Here is a 22930-nt window from a genome sequence, read left to right as displayed (position 1 = left end):
ACAGTGGGAACCGGTTTTCGGACAAGGAGACCCGCATTAAGAGACCACCTCGGCAGGCGAGCCGAAATAGGCTTCGACGATTTGCGGATTGGCGCGGATTTCGGCCATCGGGCCTTCGGCGATCTTTTCGCCCTGTGCCATGACAATGACGGGGTCGCAGAGCCGGCCGATCAAGTCCATGTCGTGCTCGATGACAAAGAACGTATAGCCGAGCTCACGATTCATCCGCTCGATGTTCGAGGCCAGATCGTTGAGGAGACTCTTGTTGACGCCCGCTGCGACTTCGTCGAGCAGCACGACCTTAGCATCGACCATCATGGTGCGGCCAAGCTCGAGCAGTTTTTTCTGGCCGCCGGACAGATTGCCGGCGAGTTCGTTGCGCACATGCCCAAGCTTCAAGAAGTCGACGACATCGAGTGCCTTCTTGCGCACGGCCGTTTCGCGGCTTTTGACCAATCCTGGCCGGAACCAGGTATCGAGCAGATGCTCGCCTGGTTGATCGCCCGGCACCATCATCAGGTTTTCGAGCGCGGTCATCTGCGAAAATTCATGCGCGATCTGGAAAGTGCGCAGCATGCCGATGCGGAAAAGCTGGTATGGTTTCATACCAGTGACATCTGCCCCGTCGAATATCACCTGGCCGCTATCGGGCACGATATTGCCAGCGACCATATTGAAGAGGGTCGATTTGCCCGCGCCGTTGGGGCCGATCAACCCCGTGATCGATCCACGCCGGACCGAAAGCGAGCAGTCGTTGACGGCCAGGAGGCCGCCAAATCGTTTTGTGACGTTGCGAACGTCAATCACCAAGTCGGTGGTCACCAAACGGCCCCGAATGTTCCTGAAATGTCATGCCTGCCCGGTTCAATCCGGGCAAATTTGCGGCATCTGTTCACAAGAGCGCCGGGCGGTCAACGCATTGCAGCCGGCGCGCTGGACAAAAAGCCGCCAGCCGCGCGTTTTTTCCGCGAGAACGGTTTATTCCGAATCCGTTCGGTCTACGAGGAAGGCCAGGACCGCATCGGCGGTCGAGCGGTTGTTGGCGAGCGGCACGTCGTAAAGCGTTGCCAGACGGGTCAGCGCCTTGACGTCGACGTCGTGCGGTTGGGCCGAGAGCGGATCGATGAAAAAGATCAGCATGTCGAGCTTACCTTCGCAGATCATCGCCCCCAGCTGCTGATCCCCGCCCAGCGGGCCGCTCTTGAGCAGGCTTACGGTCATCCCGGTCGCCGCCATCACGCGGCTGCCGGTCGTGCCTGTTCCCCAAAGCTGATGCTGGCTGAGTTTGGCCTTATGCCGCTCGGCCCAAGCACAAAGATCGTCCTTCTTGTCGTCATGCGCCACAAGGCCGATTCTTGCCATGCTGTTCTCCCCAGCCCCGAGGTTTCAAAGCACGGCTCAGGCAGAAAAGGCAATGGCTTTCAGGCAGCCAACCCCCGCTGCATTGGACGTCGATCCTGGCGGAAAATGTCGACAATGGTGTCGAGCTTGACCGCCTGCGCCTCGGTCTGCTCGATGGCGGCATTGGTTTGTTCAACCAGCGCCGCGTTGTGCTGGGTCATTTCATCCATCACGCGAACGGCGTCCGCCACCTCATCGAGCGCGCCTGATTGTTCGCGGCTGGCGCGTGCCATGGCGTCGATCAATCCAAAGCTATCCTCAGCGCCCTTCAGGATATCTTCGAGCTTTCGCGCTGCCTGATCGACGAATTGCGCGCCTGTGCGCACTTCGCCGGCGCTCGTCTCAATAAGGGCTTTGACGTCTGCGGAGGCCTGCGCGGCTGATTGCGCGAGGCGCCGCACTTCGACGGCAACGACGGCAAAACCCTTCCCTGCATCGCCCGCACGCGCAGCTTCCACTGAAGCATTGAGGGCGAGCAGATTGGTCTGGAATGCGATGTCGTCGATAAGTCCAATGATGTTGGAAATCTTGGCCGAGGACGCTTCGATTGCCGCCATGGCGTTGGTCGCATCATGCATCACGGCTCCGCCGCGGGTTGCGTCCTGCGCCAGATTGCGCGCCGTCTCGCTGGCCGTTGCGGCACGCTTGGCATTTTCGGCAACGGTCGAGGCAAGCTGCTCGACAGCCGCCGATGTTTCTTCGATGGTCGCCGCCTGGCGCGTCGTCCGCTGCGACAGATCGTTGGCACCCGCCAGAATCTCAGAGGTGGCGGTGCGAAGCGACTGCGAAGCGCTGTTGAGGCCCGAGACGATCTCTTCCAGCTGAGTCAGCGACCGGTTGAAAGCTTTCCGCAAATCCTCGTACTGGCCGGTAAAGATGCTGTCGATGCGCCCGCCGAGATCGCCATTGGCCATGCGCGCGAGGCTTTCGGTGAGGAGCGCGATAATGCCTTCGGCGCGCTTGCGTTCCGAAATGTCTGTCGCAAACTTGATGACTTTGACGACTTTGCCAGAAGCGTCGAATATTGGATTGTAACTCGCCTGGATCCAGACTTCCTTGCCGCCCTTACCAAAGCGCTGGAACTCGGCTGACACATATTCGCCGGCGCGTAGCCGCGTCCAAAAATTCTTGTAGTCGCCGCTTGCTGCATAGTGCGGATCGCAGAACATCGCATGATGCCGGCCGACGATCTCGTCGAGGCGATAGCCGACCGTTGAAAGGAAATTTTCGTTGGCTTCGATCACCGTACCATCGAGTTTGAAGGCGATGACCGCCTGAACCCGGGAAATGGCGTTGATCTGGGCTGCATGGTCTGCCGACAGGGTCATTTGCTGGGTAATGTCGGTCGCGAACTTGATGACCTTGATCGGCTTGCCTCGCTTGTCGAAGACCGGATTGTAACTCGCCTGGATCCAGACTTCGCGTCCGCCCTTGGCGAAACGCCTATAGGCACCCGATTGGAAACTGCCGCTGCGCAGGCCAGCCCAGAAAGCCTTGTAGTCCTCGCTTGCCGCATGGTCGCGGTCGCAGAACATGGCGTGATGCTTGCCGGCTATTTCCTCAAGCCCATAGCCCATCGCGTCAAGAAAGTTCTGGTTCGCAGTGATGATCGTGCCATCCAGATCGAACTCGATCACCGCCTGGCTCCGGGAGATGGCCGCACATCGCGCTTCAAGGTCACGCAGCGAAGCGTTCTGGCCGATGCCCATGGTCCACATTGTCTGCCTCTTTCCGAGGGCGACAACCCGCGCTGCCCTCTCGTTTGAGGCTGCGCCGCTGCAGTTAACAAAGGCTTTCAGGCGAAGTAATTTTTACCCGAACACGAATCCAACAAATAGATTTCGCGGGCAGACTAACAACCATTCACGATGGCATAGTCGAGCGATCCACAACGGAATAAATACGGTCCGTATTTTTGCCGATTGGCGAGCTTATTCCGTGTTAACGCCTATCATTCTAGCGTTTGGGCGCCTCCAACAGGCTCTTGTCCCAGAGAAAGCAAAGAGGCGCCAGAAGGCGCCTCTTTGTGTTGGAGATCATCTCACCCTTTCAGAATTCGTCCCAGTCTGCCGAAATCGCGGCGCTGCCTTGGCTCAGATACTTGTTGGCAGCTTTGGCTGGGCCAACCGGCCGAGCATGCGCGGTGGAACGCAAAGCGGCGGGCGCGGCATTTTCGGATCGATCACCAGTGCGGAATACCGCAACGATCCGATCGAGTTCGCTGGCCTGGGACTCGGTCTGCTCGATGGCGGCGTTGGTTTCTTCCACCAATGCCGCATTATGCTGGGTCATCTCATCCATCTGGCGGACGGCAATTGTGACTTCTTCGATGGCTGCTGCCTGCTCCCGGCTATCGCGAGCGATACCCTCCATTAGTGCGGAGTTGGACCGCGCCGCTTCGAGCATCGCAGCGAGTTTGGCCGCGGCTTCCTGAACGAGCTTGGTGCCGGCATTGACCTCGCCCGAAGACGTCTCGATCAGGGCCTTGACGTCGGATGAAGCCTGCGCAGCCGATTGGGCAAGACGGCGCACTTCCACCGCCACCACGGCAAAGCCCTTGCCCGCATCGCCAGCACGTGCCGCTTCGACGGACGCATTGAGCGCCAGGAGATTTGTCTGGAAGGCGATGTCGTCGATAAGCCCGATAATGTTGGAAATCTTTGAGGAAGAGGCCGAAATCTGCTCCATCGCCTCGGTGGCGCGGCTCATCACCTTGCCGCCCTCTTCAGCTGTCTTGCTGACGAGTTGCGTGCCGGCATTGGCGTCGCGCGCCCGATCGGCGTTCTGCATTACTGTGTTGGCGAGTTGCTCCATGGCGGCCGATGTTTCTTCGATGGTCGCCGCTTGCTTCGTCGTGCGCTCGGAAAGATCGTTGGCGCCCGAAAGGATTTCGCCGGTGGCCGTCTTGATCGAGCGAGACGTCATCTTGAGTTGGCCGACGACGTCGCTCAACGTTTCGGCTACCGCATTGGCGTCATCCTTGAGCTTGGCGAAGGCCCCGGTGAAATTGCCCTGCATGCGGACGGTCAGATCGGTGCGAGCCAGCGCGCCGAGAACGATTCCGGTCTCGGACACACCGCTATCCACGGTTTCGACGAGCGCATTGACGCTCCGGGCAAGGCCGTTGAGCTCGGCATCGGGAAATTCGGCATGGACGCGCTTGCTGAAGTCGCCGGATATAGCAGCGTCCACCACTTCGCCGAAGGCCGCCTGAAGATCGGTCATCATCGCCCGGCGGCTTTGTTCGTCTGCAACGATGCGCGCGGCTTCCGCCTCGGTCATCTGGCTGATCTTGAGCCCGTTTTCCCGGAAGACTTCGACGGCGCGCGCCATGTTGCCGATCTCGTCTTTGCCCTGCTGATTAGGCACGGTGAGATCATACTTGCCAGACGCGAGTTCGTGCATGATGGCCGTCATGCGCTGAATGGGCTTGGAGATGAAGCCAGCACCGAACCAGACAAGTCCGAGAGCGGCCACGATCACACCAATCGAGGCGAGAATAGCGAGGTTCCGCGTCCGGTCGACCCCGGCATAGATCGCTGAGACCGGCACGGTCATCACCATGGTCCACTGCTCGGGCACGCCTGCAAACCGCATCGGCGCCGTCAACGCCATCTGCGTCACGCCATTTTCGTCGACATATTCACTTCCGGCCTGGAGACTAGGATCCGCCAGTGCTGCAGCAATCTCGGGAGCCACGGCGGTACCGGGCAGCGCCGGATCGGGGTTGGCGATCCAGAGATTGTTATTGCTGACGATCTGCACCGACCCGACATCGAGCGGCTTGAGGGCATTGACGACATTGGCGATGGTATCGAGCGCGATGTCGGCGGTAACGATGCCTATCGGCTTGTTGTCCTTATGGACGACCGCGCTGACGGTACTCATCAGGACCGTCTTTCCGCCAACGGTATAGCTATATGGCGGGGTCAGGGTGTTGCGATCTTCCTTGAGCGGCGTGTCATACCAGTCGCCGGTGCCGGCCTCGGGCGACATGTCGAGCTGCTCGACGATGATCGACCCGTTGGGACGGGCGAAATAGGGCACCATACGGCCCGTCGCGTCCGAATAGGCATGGCCGATGAAATCGGCATCGCGACCGTCCGGCTGGTTAGGCTCAAAGGCCAGCGTCACGCCCATGAGATCCGGGCGCCGTTCGAGCGCACGGGTCATGATGCGGCCTAGTTGATCGCGATCTACCGGCGCGGTTTCGATAGCGCCTTCGATCGAAGCGACGACGCCTTGCGCCATGCTGACAACGCCGCCGATCTGGCCTGACGCCATTTCGTTATAGGCGGCCAGCTGGGCAATCGCCCGCTCGCGCGCTTCTTGGCCTGCGGTCTGATACATCAGCGCAATGCCACCCGCGACGATGCCGGCCAGCACAAGCGCAAAAAGCACGCCGGCCCCAGTCACCAGCTTGGCCCGAATGGAAAGATCGGAAAACTTCATTTCAACGCTTTGCCCCACCACCCTGCGGGTGAACATTCCTATCCAGCAGCACAGTACCGATCGGGCAGTTCAGGCCAAAGCGCACAGCACCTGTTACGGTGCCGGCCAAGGGCCGCCATGTGGACGAGCCGCGATCTGCAATGTCCTGCGTCTAGCGGGAAGAAAACCACGATTTAGGTTAAGCGCGGGTAAAACAAGCGCCGGGCAAAGTGGGTTTTGTCAGTATTTCCGGGCCTTTGCGCCAGTTTCCCAACCCCGACAAAATCAGTAGATCGGGGCCGATTTTACGACGCAAAGTCCTGTCGGAAATTAAAATTCATCCCAGTCGGCAGAGATAGCGGCATTGCCCTGGCTGCGCAGAGCAGGTGCGGGATGTTTTATTTTTGCAGCTGCTCGCGCCGGAGCAGCTCGCGACACATGTCCGTCGAGCCTGAACACATCAACGATCCGATCGAGCTCACCAGCCTGCGCTTCGGTTTGTTCGATCGCCGCATTCGTCTCTTCGACGAGAGCCGCGTTGTGCTGGGTCATCTCGTCCATCTGCCGCACGGCGGCGTTGATTTCCTCGATGGCCCCCGCCTGGTCGCGACTGTCCTTGGCGATTGCTTCGAGCGATGTGGTGTTGCTGCGGATGGCCCCGAGCACCGAAGAGAGCGTCTTAGCCGCTTCCTCGACGAGGCGCGAGCCGGATGATACCTCGGTCGCGCTTTGTTCGATCAGCACCTTCACTTCGGCCGAAGCCTGTGCTGCCGACTGGGCGAGGCGCCGCACCTCGACGGCAACCACCGCAAAGCCCTTGCCGGCATCGCCTGCCCTTGCTGCCTCGACCGAAGCGTTGAGCGCCAGAAGGTTGGTTTGGAAGGCGATGTCGTCGATCATGCCGATGATGTTTGAGATCTTGCCCGAGGATTGGGTAATCCGCTCCATGGCATCGGTCGCATCGCGCATGGCTTGACCGCCCTGTTCCGCGGTGCGCGCCACGTCTCCTGCGGCATGGCTCGCATCCTGGGCCCGCGCTGCGTTCTGCATCACGGTGGTCGCGAGTTGCTCCATGGCAGCAGACGTTTCTTCGATCGTCGCGGCCTGCCGTGTGGTCCGTTCGGAAAGATCGTTGGCGCCGGAAAGAATCTCGCCAGTCGCCGTCTTGAGCGATCCTGACGTCGCCCGCAATTGGCCTACGACATCGGTCAATCGATCGGCGACGGCGTTGACGTCGGACTGAAGCCGGGCAAAGGCGCCCTGGTAGTCGCCTTCCATCCGCAGGGTCAGGTCGGTATTGGCGAGCGCTGAGAGCACCGTTCCGGTTTCACCGACGCCGCGGTCCACCGTTTCGACAAGGCCATTGACAGAGCGCGCCAGCGAATTGAGTTCGTCATCCGGGAATTCGGCATGGACACGCTGCGAGAAATCTCCTGCAATGGCGGCATCGACAACATCGCCAAACGCGCGCTGCAGTTCCGTCATCATCTGCTGGCGGCTTGCTTGTTCGTCTATGATGCGGGCGGCTTCTGCCTCGGTCATCTGGCTGACACGAAGGCCATTCTCGCGGAACACCTCGACATGCCGCGCCATGGCGCCGATTTCGTTGCGGCGATCAAGATACGGCACTGGCGTTTCAAAGCGCCCCTCGGCGATGGCTTCCATGGTGGCGGCAAGTCTTGGCACGGGCTTTGTCAATTGCCGCGACATCAAGAGAGCAAAGGCTCCGAGGACGACGAGCAACACGGCGCCGACCGTGATCATGCCCGGGACTGAGGCACGCGCGACCTCTTCGGCAGCGTCGATATCCCCACCGACCCAGAAGGCGCCCAGCAAGGTATTGTCGAGCTTATGGATCGGATAGAACTCGCCCCAATAGCTTTTGCCCAAAAGTTCGATGGTGCCTTCATAAGGCAGGCCCTGCGCCAGCGCCGTCTGGGCCGGACTATTGGGATCGACGGGAAAATCGACCGCCCTCTCCTCCCCTTCCCCGGCAAAGCTCGATGTCTTGGCAAAGAACTGCCCGCTCGTCGCATCGAGCGAAAAGATCGCGGCCTCTCCGCCAGTCACACGGGTCACCGAGTCGATGGTCTGGTTGTCGTAAAAGCGCGGAATGCTGTAAGTCTGGAAGGCGCCGATGCTGTTGTCTTCCGCCCACGTTACGATCGAGCTCGCGAGGCGTTTTTCGAGGATGGTGGCAGCCGTCTTGAGATCGGTTCGCTGCTGCTGCTGGGACTGGCTCAGCGCCTGCGCCCGCATGTTCATGTAGTTGCTGACGGAATATGCGGTAATGGTCACCACTATGCTGCCGACGACGAGCGTGGCGATGGCAGTCGTGAGCTTGATACTGCTCAGCGCAGAAAAGATCTTCATTATGTCCCCCGAACGCCTTGCCCGACTTTCCTCCGCAACGCGTAGGCAACACTGTAGTGAGTTTGAGGTTAAAAGAGCGTTTCTAGTATGGTAGCAAAGGTTTACCCAACAAAAAGGGCGCCGGAGCGCCCTTTACGATTGCAGTTCCGAAGCTTTTAGAATTCGCTCCAGTCGTCGGCTTTGACAGCGGCATTGCCGTTCGTCAGATAGGATCTTGTCACCGACTTGAGTTTGTCTTGCAGACCACGGGCGCCGCTGGCCGGCGGTTCCGCCAAGTTTATGCGCGACGAGCTCTGCTCGGTTGTCGTGAAAATATCGACGATGCTGTCGAGCTTGGTCGCTTGGGCCTCGGTCTGCTCGATAGCTGCATTCATCTCTTCGACAAGCGCCGCGTTGTGCTGGGTCATTTCGTCCATCTGCCGGACGGCTGCATTGACCTCCTCGATCGAGGAGGCTTGCTCGCGGCTCTCCTTGGCGATGCCGGTCATCAGCGCGTTCGAGGACCGCGCCGTTTCGAGCATGGCCCCGAGCTTGCCGGCGGCATCGCCGACGAGGCGCGTGCCGATCTGCACCTCACGTGCGCTCTGCTCGATCAAAGCCTTGACGTCGGACGAGGCGCTGGCTGCCGACTGGGCGAGGCGCCGCACTTCGACGGCAACGACCGCAAAGCCCTTGCCCGCTTCCCCTGCCCGCGCCGCCTCGACCGAGGCGTTGAGCGCCAGGAGATTGGTCTGAAAGGCGATATCATCGATCATGCCGATGATATTGGAGATTTTCGACGAGGAGCTGGTAATTTTTTCCATTGCCTCAGTCGCCTGCGCCATAACCTGGCCGCCCACTTCCGCCGAGCGAGTGACTTCGCTCGCTGCGGCGCTGGCTTCCTGCGCGCGTGCTGCATTCTGCATGACGGTCGCGGCAAGTTGCTCCATCGTGGCTGACGTTTCTTCGATCGTCGCGGCCTGCTTGGTGGTGCGTTCCGAAAGATCGTTGGCGCCGGAAAGGATTTCCCCAGTTGCCGTCTTGAGCGTTCCCGATGTGGCGCGCAGTTCACCCACCACATCGCCGAGGCGATCGGCCACCGCATTGACGTCGGCCTTGAGCTGGGCAAAGGCGCCCTTGAAGTCGCCTTCCATGCGATGGGTGAGGTCGGTATTGGCAAGCGCGGAAAGCACGATACCCGTCTCCCCGACGCCGCGATCGACCGTCTCGACGAGGCCGTTGACCGAGCGCGCCAGCGCATTGAGTTCGTCGTCGGGAAATTCGGTATCGACGCGGCGGGAGAAATCGCCGGCGATCGCTGCATCCACCACGGCGCCGAAGGCACGCTGGAGCTGCTGCATCATCGCGGCGCGCTCTGCCTGGCCACGCACGATGGCGGCCGCTTCGGCCTCGGTCATCTGCGCGATACGCAGTCCGTTCTGGCGGAAAACCTCGACGGCCCGGGCCATTGCGCCGATTTCGTCGCCGCGCTGGCCGCCGGAAACGTCGAGCGACAGGTCGCCTTCCGCGATGGTTTCCATGGTGTGGGTCAAGCGCGAAATGGGACGGCTGATCGAGCGGGCAAAGAAGAATCCGACGATCGCTGCGATGGCAAGGAGCACGCCTCCGACAAGGAAAGTCATGTTCCGCATGCTAACGACGGGGGCGTAAGCTTCCTCTACCGGTTGTACTGCCGTTACCACCCAGTTAACGTTGGCGACGCTAACGGGTGCAGCGCGCACCACCATGGGTGCGCCACGGTAGTCGGTGCTGATGCCCTCGCCGGTTTGCCCTGAAAAAGCACCGGCGACGACATCGGATGTCAGCGTTGTCGTCAGAACGTCCGTCCCTTCCGTCCGCGGCGACTCACTGCGCAGGAGCCCGTCCTGTCCGACGAGAACCACCTCGCCGGTCGTGCCCATGCCCGAAAGGCTCGCGATACGGGTACTCAAGGCGGCGGGCGAAATCGCCAGCACCATGACGCCCATGTTCTCGTCCTTGTCGAAGACCGGCATGGCCATGAAGCTTTCGGCGATGCCGGCCGGACCATAAACGGAGAAATCGATGAAAGCGGCGGCGCCGTCCGGCAAATCCTTGGCGGCGGCAAAGACCTGGCCGAGGCCCGAGGCGGCAAGCGCCGGATCGGTCACGACATTGCCGGCAAAGTCCATGTTCTTGGCGACCGAATAGACCACATCGCCAGCCGCGCTGATAAGCAGCACGTCAGAATAACCCCGCTCTTGCTGGAGAGTGCGGAAACCGGGGTGGAAACGCTTGTGTGGCGCATCATAGGTCGCGCCCTTGGCGCCGACGCTGTCGACTGCGGCACGATCGGAAGGATTGGGGTTCTCTGTGACATAGGCCGCCTGCAGCTGCTGCGCAGCGCGTTCCTTAAGGCCCATGCGCAGCTCTTCGACGGCACGCGTCAGGTTCTTGATAGCGGTGACCGTGTCCGAACGCTGCACGAAGAGGCGAAGATCAACCTCGGCGCTGTCGAAGTATTCGGTGACGAGCGTCGACGCGGTGGTGAGGGATGCCTGCATGGACTGGTCGCGCTGTTCCTGCACGGTGCCAAGACCGATCAGGTAACTCGCAATGCCCACGCCTGCACTGACAACCAGCGCCGAACCAACCAACGCCAACGGCAGCTTCTGCGCAATTTTGAGTTGCGGAAAAAATTTCACTCTTGCTTCCCCCCGAGAGCCGGTCCGCCTTGTTTGCGTTGTGCCCGGCTGCGTCCCCAGCATCGGTTGCACCGCCACCAGGTCGGACAAATCCTTTCTGCAATCGTTACATATTTAGGTTTAACTACTTATTACGGCCGTATCTTCCGAAGCCAAAAAGCAAAACGCCCGCAGACCTTGCTGCGGGCGTTCAAGAACTGGCTGAGCGATGAACTTAGGTCAGCGCGCCGATGACGGCTTCGATACGCTTCTTCATTGTCGAGACGTCGAACGGCTTGATGATGTAATTGTTCACACCAGCCGAGATCGCTTCCTTCACCTGCTCTGCGTCAGACCGGCCGGTTGCCATGATAAACGGCATTGCCTGGGTTTTCGGGTGCTTGCGGATAACCTTGAGCAGCGTCAGACCATCGATATCGTCCATGTTCCAGTCGGAAATGATCAGGTCGATATTGGTGGATTCAAGCTTGCCGAGGGCATCGCGGCCCGACTTGGCTTCGGTGATTTCCTTGAAGCCGAGCTGATTGAGAATGTACTTACAGATGCCACGCATGGACTGCTGGTCATCAACGATCAGAACGCTGACAGCACTGGCTTTGGGCATGGATCTCTTAAACCTCTTAAGCGCCGGGGCTGGGGGACCCGGTATTTCAAGCCATCCTAGGCAACAAGGGTTACAATTCTCTCAATCCAAACCCGCAGATAGTCTGGGTTTCGATCACGCTGCCGACCGCAGGCGGACAAGCGCATTGGCGAGCTTTCCGGCGATGAGTTCGACCGGCGCCTGCTCGACCACCGCGCCCTCTTCGAAAGCGACGCGCGGCATGCCATAGACCAGTGCCGAGGCCTGGCTTTGTCCCACCGTATAGGCGCCGGCATCGCGCATCAGCTTGAGACCTCGCGCCCCATCCCGGCCCATGCCGGTCAGGATCGCGCCGACAGCCATGGAGCCGACAGCCTTGGCGACCGATTCAAAGAGCACATCGACGCTTGGACGATGGCCGCTTGCGAGTTCATCCTGGCTGAGGCGAGCCTTGAGTTGCCCCGAGGAGCGCTCGACGCGGAGGTGATAGTCGCCCCGCGCGACATAGGCGTGACCGCGTTCGAGCGGCTGGCGATCTTCCGCTTCCGTCACCTTCAGGGCGCAGAGCTCGTCGAGCCGCGCAGCAAAGCGGCCGGTAAAGCCGGCCGGCATGTGCTGGGCAATAACGATGGGCGGGCAATCGGCAGGCATATTGGTCAGAACGGTGCGGATGGCTTCCACGCCACCGGTCGAGGCGCCGATGGCGATCAAGGCGCCTTCGGGCGCGGCGGCAGTCTTGACCGCAACCTTGGGCGCTTCGATACGGACGGCGGCGCCCCGCACGTCGGTGCGGGCGGCATCGCGGATCTTGTCGCGAAGACCCGCGCCGAAGGCGTCTAGCCCACCGGCAAATTCGGCACTTGGCTTGGCGACGAAGTCGACCGCGCCAAGTTCGAGAGCGAGCAATGTTTCACTCGCGCCTTTCTTGGTCAGCGTCGACACCATCACGACCGGCATCGGCCTCAGGCGCATCAATTTTTCAAGGAAATCGAGCCCGTTCATGTTGGGCATTTCGATGTCGAGCGTCACCACATCGGGATTGAGCTGCTTGATCTTTTCGCGCGCCTCGATCGGATCGGTCGCGGTGCCGACGACGGTGATGTCGCCGTCCCGGGTCAGCATGCGCGCGAGCACCTCGCGGATAAGCGCCGAATCGTCGACGACCAGAACCTTGATGGTCATGCTGCTTCTCGTTTTTTCATGCCCGTGCGGGACTGATAAATGGTCTTGCCGACGAGGCGGAAACCCTCGCCGCCCGAACCAAGGTTTTCCGAATGCCCGATATAGAGGAAGCCCTCGGGCGCAAGGAGTTTGCCGAAGCGGCCGAACACCATGCCCTGCGTCGGCTTGTCGAAATAGATCGCCACGTTGCGGCAGAAGATGGCGTCGAACGGCCCTTTCATCGGCCATTCGGCGATCAGATTGAGAGGCTTGAACGAAATCAGTTCGCGCACGGCCTCTGGCACCTGGATCGTGCCGTCATTGAGCTTGTGGAAGGGGCGCGCGCGCTCGGCACTGAGCCCTGAAAGTTCGTTTTCAGGATAGATGCCGCGTGCGGCCTTGGCGATCACGGCGGTATCGATGTCGGTTGCCAGGATTTTGAAATCCCAGCGCTTGAGTTCGGGCAACGCACCGAGAAGGTCCATCGCGATCGTATAGGGCTCCTGCCCGGTCGAGCAGCCGGCCGACCAGATGCGAAGGCGGGAGCCGCGTGGCCGCTCGCTTATCAGCGAGGCGACATAAGTGCGCAGATGATCGAAATGGTGATCCTCGCGGTAGAACCGCGTCAGATTGGTCGTCAGCGCGTTTACGAATTCCTGGCTGTCCGCTGCCGATGCGCCTTTTTCGAGATAATCGACATAGGCATCGAAACTGCCGAGCCCGAGCGCCCGCACGATCTTGGAAAGGCGCGAGACCACCAGAGTGCGCTTGGCGTCGCTGAGGGAAATGCCGGCGACCTTATAGACACGACTCTTGATGCGCGAAAACTCGCGCTCGCTGAGGGAAATCTCTCCCTGATCCATGCAATCTTCCCCGACCGTTCCGCTCGTGGCGCCGCGGCGAAGTTGCCGCTACGCAAGTCTGTTTCGCTTTGAGCGCCAGGCTGTCGAGCGAAGACGATAGTGGCTGGATCATTCCTTAGATTGAGTAAATTCGCGGCTCTGGCGCACACCAATATTTGGTGGCGAGCAAACGAACACTCAGAACAATTCGATATCGTCGACCGGCGCCGGCACGACGACGCGGCGACTGGCGAGCGCCATTTCCTCGCGCGCCACCGTTGCACCCACATCGCTATCGAGACGCTTGATGAAAGCCCGGCCCGAATGGGGCTTGAAGAGCACACGCCGCGCATAGGTGCCACCGAGATCCGTCCCCACCGCGACATAGCCTTCGTCGGCTAGAAACTGGCGGACGAACTCGATGTTCTTGGCGCCGACATCGTCGAGTGCAGAATTGATCTTGCCGCCGCCGAAAACCTTGATCTCGAGGTTGGATTTCTTGCCGGTGCCCTGCGACAGCACCTTGTTGATGAGCTGTTCCATCGCAAAGGCGCCGTAGCGCGCCGAAGCCCCATACCGGTCCTTGGCTGAACCGGATTGTTCGGCGAGGAGAAAATGGTTCATGCCCCCGACATTGGCGACGCGATCCCGGACGCAGGCAGAAATGCACGACCCCAGGACCGTCGAAAACGTCACGTCAGGCGCTGCCGACACGTGACAATCTCCCTGGTGGACCGTGGTCACAACGCCTCTGTCGAATTCGGGAGGCAGGGAGCTGTTCTGACCCATTTGTCTATGAGTATCCGTCTGGTCTATTCGTTCCGAGCTTAGCTTTAACTCGTTAGCCAAACGCTAACCACGACCCGCGCAGAACCGCTGTGCTGCCCGACTGGCAAGAAGCGGTTTAGGAATAGTGGGCTAGGGTCATCCGGTAGGTTCAAGGATAGACGGTATGTCACTGCAGAAACTGGCACGAGAGCTGGACGAGACTGCCCGTCAGTCCGCCGCCATGATCCAAGGCATTACCGAAGCCCTCGACCTTCTGACCGAAGCCAATGCCAGCAAATCTGCCTCCGTGCGCGAAGCGATGAACATGATCGTCACCGCCCTTCAGGGTCAGGACCGCATCGAGCAGCGCTGCCGCAACATGGCCCTTGCCGCCCGCCAGTTTTCTCTGCTCCCCCCGACCGCGCCGGAAAGCGTCTATGATGAGATCTGGCAGGGACTGACGCTCGATGAACTTCGTGTGCCGGCGCTTTCAGGCGTTGCCGCCAATGCCGCAAGCGGCGAAATCGAGCTGTTCTGACGCCTCGAATCCGCTCCTACGCCCTTTTCTATCCCGGGCTCAAGCGTCTCGCCGCATGCCACAGAATAAGCCCATGAGCACCGATCGCGACGGCGAGCGCCAGAACGTGCCAATACCACGCGACGCCCTTAAGGCTCACGGCGGCGATCAGCCAGACCGAGAGCGGCAATAACAGGAGGACAGCAGTGACAAGACCGGGATTGGACCGCCTCATCTTTATTGCCGGTGCCACATGGGCCGGAACATTGAGAAGTGCGGCATAGGCTGGAACAAGCCCAAACCCGATATCGACCGCAGCCGCGAGGGCCATGGAGAAGGCGAAAAGGGCCCACACACCGGGCACATTGACGACGAAGATGTCAAAATTGGTCAGTACGGACCGTCCACCGCCGATCTCGCGATCGAGGAAATCGCGAAGCCGGTTGCCGAAATGCTCCTCTGCCTGATGGAGCATGTAGGCCGGCATCATGAGAAAGACCAAGAGGAGCGGCAACGGCAGATATCGAGCAAGACCGATTGAGCTGATTGCGAGCATGAGCGCGGCAAGAAATCCGCCATAAACCCAATCATCAACGAGCTTGCTCACCACCGGTCCTTGCCTCCACGCCAAACAAAAGGCGCCTTGCGGCGCCTTTATCTTCGACTGACTTGCGCTCTGCTTATGCGTCGAGCTTGGCGCCACTGACGACTGAGTGAAGGTCGATCAGGCCAACCATGCGGCTGTCATGGGTGACGATGCCGTTGAGGAGTTCGGTGTCGATGGCATTGCCTTCGGGCACATTGTGGATGTCGTCGCGGCTGACGGTGAGAATGTCGCTGACAGCGTCAACCAGGATGCCCACCCACTTGTCGCCGACGCTCATGACCACAACCACATGGTTCTTGGTCGGGGAGGTCTGGCCATCGCCGAAGCGGGCACGCAGATCAAAGATCGGCACGATGGTGCCGCGCAGGTTGATGACGCCGCGCACGAATTCACGCGTATTGGGCAAGGGCGTCGCGCCGTTCCAGGCGCGGATTTCGCGCACGGTGGTGATCTCGACGCCATAGGTCTGTTCGCCGATGGAAAAGGCGATCAATTGCAGGGTGTTCTGGCCCGCAAGAGCCGTCTTGTCACCATTGTCTTCGCGGAGGCTGAGCGCTTCCATTTGTCTGGCCTTTCTGCCGCCCTTTGGGCCGGTTACTCACTGCGGCGGCCAGCGGCCGCCGTTACTCGCATCGGCCCTAGGCCGCCTTCTGATGAATATGGGTTGCGCGCAGGCCCTGTACGTCGACGATCAGCGCTACATTGCCATCGCCAAGGATCGTGCCGCCGGCAATGCCATCGACCTGCTCGAAGTTCTCTTCGAGCGACTTGATGACGACCTGCTGCTGGCCGATGATATCGTCCACCACCAGCGCCACCTTCTGACTGCCTTCGCTTTCGCACAGCACGACGAAGCGATCGTCGAGCTGCTTGGTCGAATGCATGGAGAAGCGCTGGGCCACATCGATGACCTGCACATATTCCCCGCGCACCTGCAGCACCTGGCCGCCGGACGGAACGCGCTCGAAATTGGCGCCGGAGCACTGCATGGTCTCAACGATCGAGGAGAGCGGCAGCACATAGGGACTTTCGCCGACCTTGACGAGCATGACATCGAGCACCGCCAGCGTCAGCGGCAGCCGCAGCGTCATGCGCGATCCCTTGCCGGTCCAGGAGCGGACATGGACGGAGCCGCCGATCTTCTTGATGTTGGACAAGACGACGTCCATGCCGACGCCGCGGCCGGAAATATCGCTAACCGCATCGGCGGTGGAGAAGCCCGGCGCAAAAATAAGCTGGTCGATCTGCTCGTCGGTCGGGGTCATGTCGGCTGCAACGAGTCCCTTGTCGCGGGCAAGCTGCAGCACCTTTTCGCGGTTGATGCCGGCGCCATCGTCCTCGACGATGATGAGGATATTGCCGCCGGCCTGTTCGGCGGAAAGCCGGATGGTACCGATTTCCGACTTGCCCATCGCCTTGCGCTTTTCCGGACTCTCGATGCCGTGGTCGGCAGAGTTGCGGATCATGTGCGTCAGCGGATCGGACAACTGCTCGATCACAGTCTTGTCGATTTCGGTGTTTTCACCGATCGTTTCCAGCTTGATCTTCTTGCCGGTCTTGGTCGCGAGTTCACGCACAAGGCGCGGCATGCGCGAGAACACGGATTTGACCGGCTGGGCACGGATGGCCATGACCGAATCCTGGAGGCCGCGCGTCGTCTGGGCGAGAACCTCGAGACCACGAACCAGTTCGGTGTAACGGGCGCGAAGATTTTCATCCATCTGCTGGGTCAGCATGGATTGAGTGATGACGAGCTCGGAGACCATGTTGACGACGCGGTCGACCTTGTCGAGATCGACGCGGATCGACTGTACGCCGACACTGCGATTGCCGCCGTCTTCGCCGCCTTCGGCCTGGGCCGCAGGCTTGGGCGCTGCAGGCGGCTTGGGTGCACTGACCGGAACCGGACGCGGCGGCGCGGTGGCGACGATCTCGCTCGCCAAGTCGGCAAAGCTGAGACCAGGCTCATCGGCCTTGGGAACCTCGGCAACCGGAGCGGGCGACGGGGCGGCCGGCGCAACAGTGGGCGTCGGCGCAACTTCGTCCTCGGTCAGGGCCATCAGCTCGTGCTGCGGCGCCTTGGGCGCTGCGGCGGCAGGCGTATCGGGCGCGGCAATGGCCGGCGGCGGCACGGCGTGGCCGAGCGACACGATTTCGATGGAGCAATCGCCATCGACGAATTCAAAGACTTCCCGAATGGCGGCTTCGGTCAGGTCCGGCGCAAAGAGCGTGATTTCCCAGGAGCAATAGACGCCAAAAGGCTCGAAATCGCTGAGCGCGGGAATATCGGTCAGAAGCGCGCGAACGTTGAATTCGCCCAGGGCTGCCAATTCGCGGAACAGCAGGAGCGGATCATTGGCGCGCGCATAAAGCTGGCGGTAGGGCGTGAAGCGCACTTCCCAGTGCCCCGGCTCGATCGGCATAGGCGGGGCGTCGAACGTATCGGGCTCTGCAGCGCGGGCCGGGGCGGCCTCGGGCTCGTGCTTGTCGACAGCGAGCTCGACGCGCACGGGGGTGAATTCAATATCGAATTCCTCGATGATCTCGCCGCTCCATTCATCGTCGCTCTGCCCGCTCTGGCCACGCGCGATGGCGTCGAAGCGCTGCTTTTCCTCCATGCCGTAATCGGCATCGAGTTGTTCCCCGGTCTGGGCGGCATTGATGTGGTCGGCAACGATATCGTTGGCGCGAATGCAGAGGCTGACGACATCGTCCGTCATCTCGACCCGGCCATCGCGCACATAGTCGAGGAGTGTTTCATAGGCATGGGCAAAGCCCACGAGGCCGGAAAAGCCGAAGGCACCGGCGCCGCCCTTGATCGAATGAATGGCGCGGAAGACCGCATTCAGCCGGTCGGCGTCGCGTTCGCCCGCCTCGATCGCGGCGAACTGCTCTTCGAGCTCATTCATCAGCTCCGAGCATTCGTCGAAATAAGTGGCCTTGAAGTCATCTAGGTCGCTCATGGCGCCGTACCAGCCTTATAGGGTAGTTAGTGGACCACGCGATGGATGACGCTGATCAGCTTGTCGGGGTCGAAGGGCTTGACGATCCAGCCGGTGCCGCCAGCGGCCTTGCCCTGGTCGCGCTTGTCCTGGCTGGTCTCGGTGGTGAGGATCAGGATGGGCAGGCTTTGATATTGCCCCGAGGCCCGGACGTTCTTGATGAACTCGATGCCATCCATGACCGGCATGTTGATATCGGTGATGACGACATCGACGTCATGGCTGAGCAGCACGTCGAGCCCCTGCTTGCCGTCTTCGGCCTGCAACACTTCGAAACCGGCATTGCTCAGCGTATGATGCAGCATCGCCAGGATGGTTCGAGAGTCGTCCACGGTCAAAACGCGCAAGGTCATTGTTTCATCATCCCGGAAAACTGGTCGCCGAGGCCAAGCCGATCGATCGCGGCCAACATGGCGGCGCTCGGCGCGTCGACAGCAAATTCATTGTGGTTTCGGCGAGCAGTTTCCGCGGCGCTGATCAGCATCAGCAAGCCATTGGTCGACACGCGCTGCACAGCGCTCGCCACCACGGTCACCGGACCGTCTTCGATCGCGTCGATCAGCTTGTCGCGAATTGCGTCCAATGCGTCGAGGTCGATGACCTCTGGCAAGGCGACCGCCATTGCTTCCTGTTGTGCCATCGTGTGGCCTGCCCCCGGAGTTCTCTCCTTGCCCATAATCGAATGGAACGGTTTAAGAAGTGCTAACCTAAAGCGCCCGGAAATCAGGTGCTTGCCGATGATGGCGAGTGCTAGTACCAGTCGGCTCGACAACCGGATTATGCCATGACGCCCAAAATTGCCTTGACCGGGCTTGCCCGCGACCTCGCCGCCCGTGCCGAAGCCGGCAAGCCCGTCAGGGTCGGCGTCATCGGCTCTGGCGAAATGGGTACCGACCTCGTCACCCAGATGAGCCTGATGCGGGGCGTCGAGATGGCTGCGATCGCCACCCGCCGTCCGCACACTGCGCTCGAGGCCATGACCATCGCTTATGGCGACGACAGCCACGGCAAGGTCGTCGATACGCCGAGCGCCGCAACAGCCGCGATCGAACAGGGCAAGATCGCCATCACCTCGGCCGAAACCCTGGTCACGACGCCCAATATCGACGTCGTTATCGACGCCACCGGCAAGCCCGGCGTCGCCGCCGATTTCGATCTCACCGCCATGGAGCACGGCAAGCATCTGGTGATGATGAATGTCGAAGCCGACGTCACCATCGGGCCCTACCTCAAGGCGCAAGCGGATCGCTTGGGTGTCGTCTATTCGGTAGGTGCCGGGGACGAGCCATCATCCTGCATGGAGCTGATCGAATTCGTGTCGGCGCTCGGGCTCGACATCGTCGCAGCCGGCAAGGGCAAGAACAATCCCTTGAAGCACGATGCCGTCCCCGATGATTATCGCGAGGAAGCGACCCGCCGGAACATGAACCCGCGCATGCTGGTCGAGTTCGTCGATGGCTCCAAGACTGCCGTTGAAATGACAGCCATCGCTAACGCCACGGGCCTGATGCCCGACATTCCGGGCATGCACGGCCCCAAGGCCGACCGCGACGACATGGCCAAGGTACTGATTCCCAAGGCCGATGGCGGGATTTTGAATTCCTCGGGCGTCGTCGATTTCACTATCGGCAAGGGCGTTGCCCCCGGTGTCTTCGTCATCGTCAAGGCTGAGCATCCGCGCATCATCGAGCGCATGGACGATCTTCATATCGGCCACGGGCCCTACTACGCCTTCTTCCGGCCCTATCACCTGACGAGCCTTGAAGTGCCGCTGACCTGCGCGCGCATCATGCTCACCGGCAAGCCAGACATGGTCCCCTTGCCGCGCCCCGTCGCCGAAGTCTGCGCCGTCGCCAAGCGCGATCTTCTTCCCGGTGAGCCGCTCGATGCCATCGGGGAGACCTGCTACCGCTCCTATGCGATGACGGCGACCGACGCCCGGGCCAAGGGCGCCCTCCCTGTCGGCCTCCTCGAAGGCGGCAAGGTCACCGCTGCGGTCAAAAAGGGCGAGCTTTTGACGACCGCCAACAGCCAGCCTGACACCTCAACGCGCCTATTCGCGCTGCGTCAGGCGCAGGACCGGATGCTGGGCTATATCGCCTAGGGGTGCTCAGCGACCGCGAATGGCGATCTTGCCCTTGCGGCCGGGCTCGCCACTGGCGCGGGCGGCTTCGGCGACTTCGCTGATCGGATAGGCTTTTTCGATCGGCAGATCGAGCGCGCCCGAGGCGGCATCGGCAACGAGCTCCCCAAGCAATACACCGATCCGCTCCGGCGCCACCGGCGGCTTGGCGCCCCAGAAACCTTTGACGGTAATGCCGCGGAAGAGAAGGTCCGAAGGGGAAATCTTGAGCGGGCGGCCGGTCATGGCGCCGAAACTGACGAGCTGGGCGCCATCGCTGGCAACGCTGAGCACCTGCATGGCGCCATCGCCACCGAGCGACTCGATGGCGCGGACCACCGGGGCACCACCCGTGATCTTGCGAGCCTCATCCTGCCAGCCATCGGTATCCGTAGCGACGACATTGTCGATGCCGAGGGCCCCAAGTTCTTCAACCGCTTCTGCACGGCGGACGAGCCCCAGAACATTAATCCCCTTCTGCTTGCCATATTGCGCGACGAGCTTGCCGACCGCACCATTGGCTGCGTTCTGCACGATCCAATCGCCGGCCTTGAGATCAAGACTCTCGATCAGCATCTTGGCACTGAGCGGCATCGAGACGAGCTGGCAGGCGGTTTCGTCGCTGACCCCGTCCGGCACCGGGACGAGACGCGCGGCCTGACCGAGGTAATATTCCGCCCAGGTCTTCTCCCCGCCCCCGGCGACGCGCTGGCCGACCTTGAGATTGGTGACACCCTCACCCAAGGCTTCGACAACACCCACGGCCTCGGTGCCAGGCACGGCAGGAAGCTGGGGCTTGAAGCCATATTGGCCCGAAATGGTCATCAGGTCATGATTGTGCACGGGCGACAGCACCATGCGGATCAGCACCTGCCCCGGGCCGGGTTGGGGCTTTTCGGTCTCGCCGGCAGAAAGCACTTTTTCTGGCGAGCCGAACTCGGAATAGGTGGCGCTCAACATGGCTCGAGAAACTCCTGAAATCATCTGAGGCTGACATAGGCCTCTCTCACCGGCGTTCAACCCCGTCTTGTTTTCGCCCCGGCCATCGAATAAATGCTGACAAAGTTATTCAGGATTATGCCATGACCGATCCGCGCGCCCCGCAACGCGTCCGCCACGAGACCAAGCTCCGCCTTTTGACGGTGGCGTCCGTCACCGACATTACGCCGCTGATGCGCCGCATCCGGCTCAAGGGCGACATGGACGGGTTTGCTTCGGTGGGGCATGCCGATCACATCAAGGCGTTTTTCTTTGCTGAAGGCGTCGCGCCGGCTCTGCCGCCCGTCGGTCCCAACGGCGTCGAGTTTCCGCCCGGCCAAAGACCGGAGATGCGCGACTACACTCCGCGTAACTGGAGCCTTGAAGAAGGCTGGATCGAACTCGATTTCGTTCTTCATGGGGACGGCCCGGCTTCGAGCTGGGCGGCAGCAGCTGCGCCCGGCAAGACGTTGGTGATCGGCGGACCGCGCGGGTCTCTCGTCGTTCCAACAGCGTTCGACTGGTACCTGCTGGTGGGGGATGAAACAGCGCTCCCCGCAATCGGCCGCCGCATCGAGGAATTGCCACCCGGCTCCGACATCGTTGCGGTCATCGAGGTCGCTGCCGCTGCCGAAGAACAGGCGTTCGAGACCAAGGCAAATCTCACGCTCGCCTATGTCCATCGCAATGGCGCCGCGGCGGGGACGACGAGCCTTCTGCTTGACAAGATCAGGACCCTGACCTTTCCCGAAGGAGAAGCCTACGCCTATATCGCGGGCGAAAGCGCCATGAGCAAAGCAGTGCGCCAGCACCTGACTGACGAGCGTGGCTTCAACCCCGAATGGGTCAAGGCCGCAGGCTATTGGCTGCTGGGCACGGCGGACGCGCACGAGCCTCACTGATGCTGAGATTTGCTGCGGCAGATCAATGCCGCAGTGATGCGGACTTACTTGGTCTTGGTTTTGCCGCTTGATGCCGGCTCTGCATTGTTCTGCAGATCATCCATGAAGACCTGCCACTCCTTGTAAGCGGCTTCCTGGTCGGGGAGCGGTTCGCGCGAGCCGCCTTGAAAGACCAGTTCGCTCAACACCTGCTCGACGCCGGGGCCTTTTTCTTCGCAGGTCCCGGGCTTGTCGAGGGCGTCGAAGGCGGGCTTGTAAAAATAGGTGTCGTAGTCGTCGGTGCTGAGCTTGAGTTGCCCATAGGCGAGGATGTCGGCCGAATCCGTCAGTAGCGACCATTCGGCGTCGGTTATGCCAAAGCCTTCGCAATTGCTCGACACGACATTGGCCATCACCACGGCTTCGAGAAATTCCTCCGCGCGATGATCGGTGTAGGACGACAGATCGGGCAATTGCACATAGACCTTGCCGTCAGCCAGAGCAGTTCCGGTGCCTAAGGCCAGCAAAACACTGCCCGTGATCAGTTTCTTCAGCATCGCGGATCCTCCTTGGTGGTGGGATCGACCCTAAGGGGCAACGT

At 61.0% G+C, this 22930-nt stretch carries 20 protein-coding genes; 3 read left to right on the top strand and 17 right to left on the bottom strand.

What is annotated here, in order from left to right:
- Nucleotides 1-36: 36 nt before the first annotated feature.
- The 10 genes from VW35_RS11690 to VW35_RS11645 all read right to left on the bottom strand — a co-directional run bounded on the left by VW35_RS11690 (nucleotide 37) and on the right by VW35_RS11645 (nucleotide 14168).
- The gene (locus tag VW35_RS11690) at nucleotides 37-822 is read right to left on the bottom strand and encodes an ABC transporter ATP-binding protein (protein WP_046143363.1); all 786 of its coding nucleotides are present in this window, start codon (nucleotides 820-822) and stop codon (nucleotides 37-39) included.
- A gap of 156 nt (nucleotides 823-978) precedes the next feature.
- Entirely contained in the window at nucleotides 979-1362 is a 384-nt protein-coding gene (locus VW35_RS11685; protein ID WP_046143224.1) for a methylglyoxal synthase, read from the bottom strand.
- 59 nt (nucleotides 1363-1421) lie between these two features.
- Complete coding sequence (locus VW35_RS11680) at nucleotides 1422-3119, bottom strand: methyl-accepting chemotaxis protein (RefSeq protein WP_052951683.1); 1698 nt, start codon at nucleotides 3117-3119, stop codon at nucleotides 1422-1424.
- A gap of 331 nt (nucleotides 3120-3450) precedes the next feature.
- Nucleotides 3451-5889, bottom strand: a complete 2439-nt coding sequence (locus VW35_RS22030) for a methyl-accepting chemotaxis protein (protein WP_152662571.1) — start codon at nucleotides 5887-5889, stop codon at nucleotides 3451-3453.
- Between the two features lie 273 nt (nucleotides 5890-6162).
- A complete protein-coding gene (locus tag VW35_RS11670) occupies nucleotides 6163-8205 on the bottom strand; it encodes a methyl-accepting chemotaxis protein (protein WP_052951681.1) in 2043 nt (680 codons plus the stop codon).
- 155 nt (nucleotides 8206-8360) lie between these two features.
- Nucleotides 8361-10868 (bottom strand): methyl-accepting chemotaxis protein, encoded by a 2508-nt coding sequence (locus tag VW35_RS20645; RefSeq protein ID WP_052951680.1) that lies wholly within the window; start codon nucleotides 10866-10868, stop codon nucleotides 8361-8363.
- A 214-nt stretch (nucleotides 10869-11082) separates the two neighbouring features.
- The gene (locus tag VW35_RS11660) at nucleotides 11083-11472 is read right to left on the bottom strand and encodes a response regulator (RefSeq protein ID WP_046143223.1); all 390 of its coding nucleotides are present in this window, start codon (nucleotides 11470-11472) and stop codon (nucleotides 11083-11085) included.
- Nucleotides 11473-11586: 114 nt separating this feature from the next.
- Nucleotides 11587-12633, bottom strand: coding sequence for a protein-glutamate methylesterase/protein-glutamine glutaminase (locus VW35_RS11655; protein WP_046143222.1), 1047 nt, complete (start codon nucleotides 12631-12633; stop codon nucleotides 11587-11589).
- Nucleotides 12630-13475 (bottom strand): CheR family methyltransferase, encoded by an 846-nt coding sequence (locus VW35_RS11650; protein WP_046143221.1) that lies wholly within the window; start codon nucleotides 13473-13475, stop codon nucleotides 12630-12632. The genes VW35_RS11655 and VW35_RS11650 overlap by 4 nt, the downstream gene beginning before the upstream one ends.
- Before the next feature lie 177 nt (nucleotides 13476-13652).
- Nucleotides 13653-14168: a hypothetical protein gene (locus VW35_RS11645; protein ID WP_052951679.1), complete on the bottom strand. Its 516-nt coding sequence runs from the start codon at nucleotides 14166-14168 to the stop codon at nucleotides 13653-13655.
- 238 nt (nucleotides 14169-14406) lie between these two features.
- On the opposite strand from VW35_RS11645, the gene VW35_RS11640 reads away from it, so the two are divergent.
- A complete protein-coding gene (locus VW35_RS11640; RefSeq protein WP_046143219.1) occupies nucleotides 14407-14760 on the top strand; it encodes a hypothetical protein in 354 nt (117 codons plus the stop codon).
- Between the two features lie 28 nt (nucleotides 14761-14788).
- Here the strand turns inward: VW35_RS11640 and VW35_RS11635 are convergent, their stop codons facing one another.
- From VW35_RS11635 to VW35_RS11615, 5 genes are all read right to left on the bottom strand, one after another.
- Nucleotides 14789-15346, bottom strand: a complete 558-nt coding sequence (locus VW35_RS11635; protein ID WP_152662570.1) for an HXXEE domain-containing protein — start codon at nucleotides 15344-15346, stop codon at nucleotides 14789-14791.
- Between the two features lie 73 nt (nucleotides 15347-15419).
- Nucleotides 15420-15908 (bottom strand): chemotaxis protein CheW, encoded by a 489-nt coding sequence (locus VW35_RS11630; protein WP_046143217.1) that lies wholly within the window; start codon nucleotides 15906-15908, stop codon nucleotides 15420-15422.
- Between the two features lie 76 nt (nucleotides 15909-15984).
- Nucleotides 15985-18309, bottom strand: a complete 2325-nt coding sequence (locus tag VW35_RS22160) for a chemotaxis protein CheA (protein WP_046143216.1) — start codon at nucleotides 18307-18309, stop codon at nucleotides 15985-15987.
- A gap of 26 nt (nucleotides 18310-18335) precedes the next feature.
- A complete protein-coding gene (locus VW35_RS11620; RefSeq protein WP_046143215.1) occupies nucleotides 18336-18701 on the bottom strand; it encodes a response regulator in 366 nt (121 codons plus the stop codon).
- Nucleotides 18698-18988 carry an STAS domain-containing protein gene (locus VW35_RS11615; protein WP_210165911.1) on the bottom strand — a complete coding sequence of 97 codons (291 nt, stop codon included), beginning with the start codon at nucleotides 18986-18988 and terminating at the stop codon, nucleotides 18698-18700. The genes VW35_RS11620 and VW35_RS11615 overlap by 4 nt, the downstream gene beginning before the upstream one ends.
- A gap of 144 nt (nucleotides 18989-19132) precedes the next feature.
- On the opposite strand from VW35_RS11615, the gene VW35_RS11610 reads away from it, so the two are divergent.
- Nucleotides 19133-20452: an NAD(P)H-dependent oxidoreductase gene (locus tag VW35_RS11610; RefSeq protein WP_046143213.1), complete on the top strand. Its 1320-nt coding sequence runs from the start codon at nucleotides 19133-19135 to the stop codon at nucleotides 20450-20452.
- 6 nt (nucleotides 20453-20458) lie between these two features.
- On the opposite strand, the gene VW35_RS11605 is transcribed toward VW35_RS11610, so the two are convergent.
- Nucleotides 20459-21430, bottom strand: a complete 972-nt coding sequence (locus VW35_RS11605) for a zinc-binding dehydrogenase (RefSeq protein WP_046143212.1) — start codon at nucleotides 21428-21430, stop codon at nucleotides 20459-20461.
- Between the two features lie 122 nt (nucleotides 21431-21552).
- Here VW35_RS11605 and VW35_RS11600 point away from each other — a divergent pair, with 122 nt between their 5' ends.
- Nucleotides 21553-22350, top strand: coding sequence for a siderophore-interacting protein (locus VW35_RS11600; protein WP_046143211.1), 798 nt, complete (start codon nucleotides 21553-21555; stop codon nucleotides 22348-22350).
- A gap of 44 nt (nucleotides 22351-22394) precedes the next feature.
- On the opposite strand, the gene VW35_RS11595 is transcribed toward VW35_RS11600, so the two are convergent.
- Nucleotides 22395-22886, bottom strand: coding sequence for a hypothetical protein (locus VW35_RS11595; protein WP_052951678.1), 492 nt, complete (start codon nucleotides 22884-22886; stop codon nucleotides 22395-22397).
- Between the last annotated feature and the right edge of the window lie 44 nt (nucleotides 22887-22930).

It is taken from the genome of Devosia soli (assembly GCF_000970455.1).
Classification (GTDB): domain Bacteria; phylum Pseudomonadota; class Alphaproteobacteria; order Rhizobiales; family Devosiaceae; genus Devosia; species Devosia soli.
Note: the sequence above shows the minus strand (reverse complement) of the source record. Positions and strands in the feature narration are given on the sequence as shown.

Excerpts from the sequence above, each read along its gene's own strand:
- VW35_RS11685 (WP_046143224.1), bottom strand. The coding sequence starts at position 1,362 with ATGGCAAGAATCGGCCTTGTGGCGCATGACGACAAGAAGGACGATCTT.
- VW35_RS11680 (WP_052951683.1), bottom strand. The coding sequence starts at position 3,119 with ATGTGGACCATGGGCATCGGCCAGAACGCTTCGCTGCGTGACCTTGAA.
- VW35_RS22030 (WP_152662571.1), bottom strand. The coding sequence starts at position 5,889 with ATGTTCACCCGCAGGGTGGTGGGGCAAAGCGTTGAAATGAAGTTTTCC.
- VW35_RS11670 (WP_052951681.1), bottom strand. The coding sequence starts at position 8,205 with ATGAAGATCTTTTCTGCGCTGAGCAGTATCAAGCTCACGACTGCCATC.
- VW35_RS11660 (WP_046143223.1), bottom strand. The coding sequence starts at position 11,472 with ATGCCCAAAGCCAGTGCTGTCAGCGTTCTGATCGTTGATGACCAGCAG.
- VW35_RS11655 (WP_046143222.1), bottom strand. The coding sequence starts at position 12,633 with ATGACCATCAAGGTTCTGGTCGTCGACGATTCGGCGCTTATCCGCGAG.
- VW35_RS11650 (WP_046143221.1), bottom strand. The coding sequence starts at position 13,475 with ATGGATCAGGGAGAGATTTCCCTCAGCGAGCGCGAGTTTTCGCGCATC.
- VW35_RS11640 (WP_046143219.1), top strand. The coding sequence starts at position 14,407 with ATGTCACTGCAGAAACTGGCACGAGAGCTGGACGAGACTGCCCGTCAG.
- VW35_RS11630 (WP_046143217.1), bottom strand. The coding sequence starts at position 15,908 with ATGGAAGCGCTCAGCCTCCGCGAAGACAATGGTGACAAGACGGCTCTT.
- VW35_RS22160 (WP_046143216.1), bottom strand. The coding sequence starts at position 18,309 with ATGAGCGACCTAGATGACTTCAAGGCCACTTATTTCGACGAATGCTCG.
- VW35_RS11620 (WP_046143215.1), bottom strand. The coding sequence starts at position 18,701 with ATGACCTTGCGCGTTTTGACCGTGGACGACTCTCGAACCATCCTGGCG.
- VW35_RS11615 (WP_210165911.1), bottom strand. The coding sequence starts at position 18,988 with ATGGCACAACAGGAAGCAATGGCGGTCGCCTTGCCAGAGGTCATCGAC.
- VW35_RS11610 (WP_046143213.1), top strand. The coding sequence starts at position 19,133 with ATGACGCCCAAAATTGCCTTGACCGGGCTTGCCCGCGACCTCGCCGCC.
- VW35_RS11605 (WP_046143212.1), bottom strand. The coding sequence starts at position 21,430 with ATGTTGAGCGCCACCTATTCCGAGTTCGGCTCGCCAGAAAAAGTGCTT.
- VW35_RS11600 (WP_046143211.1), top strand. The coding sequence starts at position 21,553 with ATGACCGATCCGCGCGCCCCGCAACGCGTCCGCCACGAGACCAAGCTC.
- VW35_RS11595 (WP_052951678.1), bottom strand. The coding sequence starts at position 22,886 with ATGCTGAAGAAACTGATCACGGGCAGTGTTTTGCTGGCCTTAGGCACC.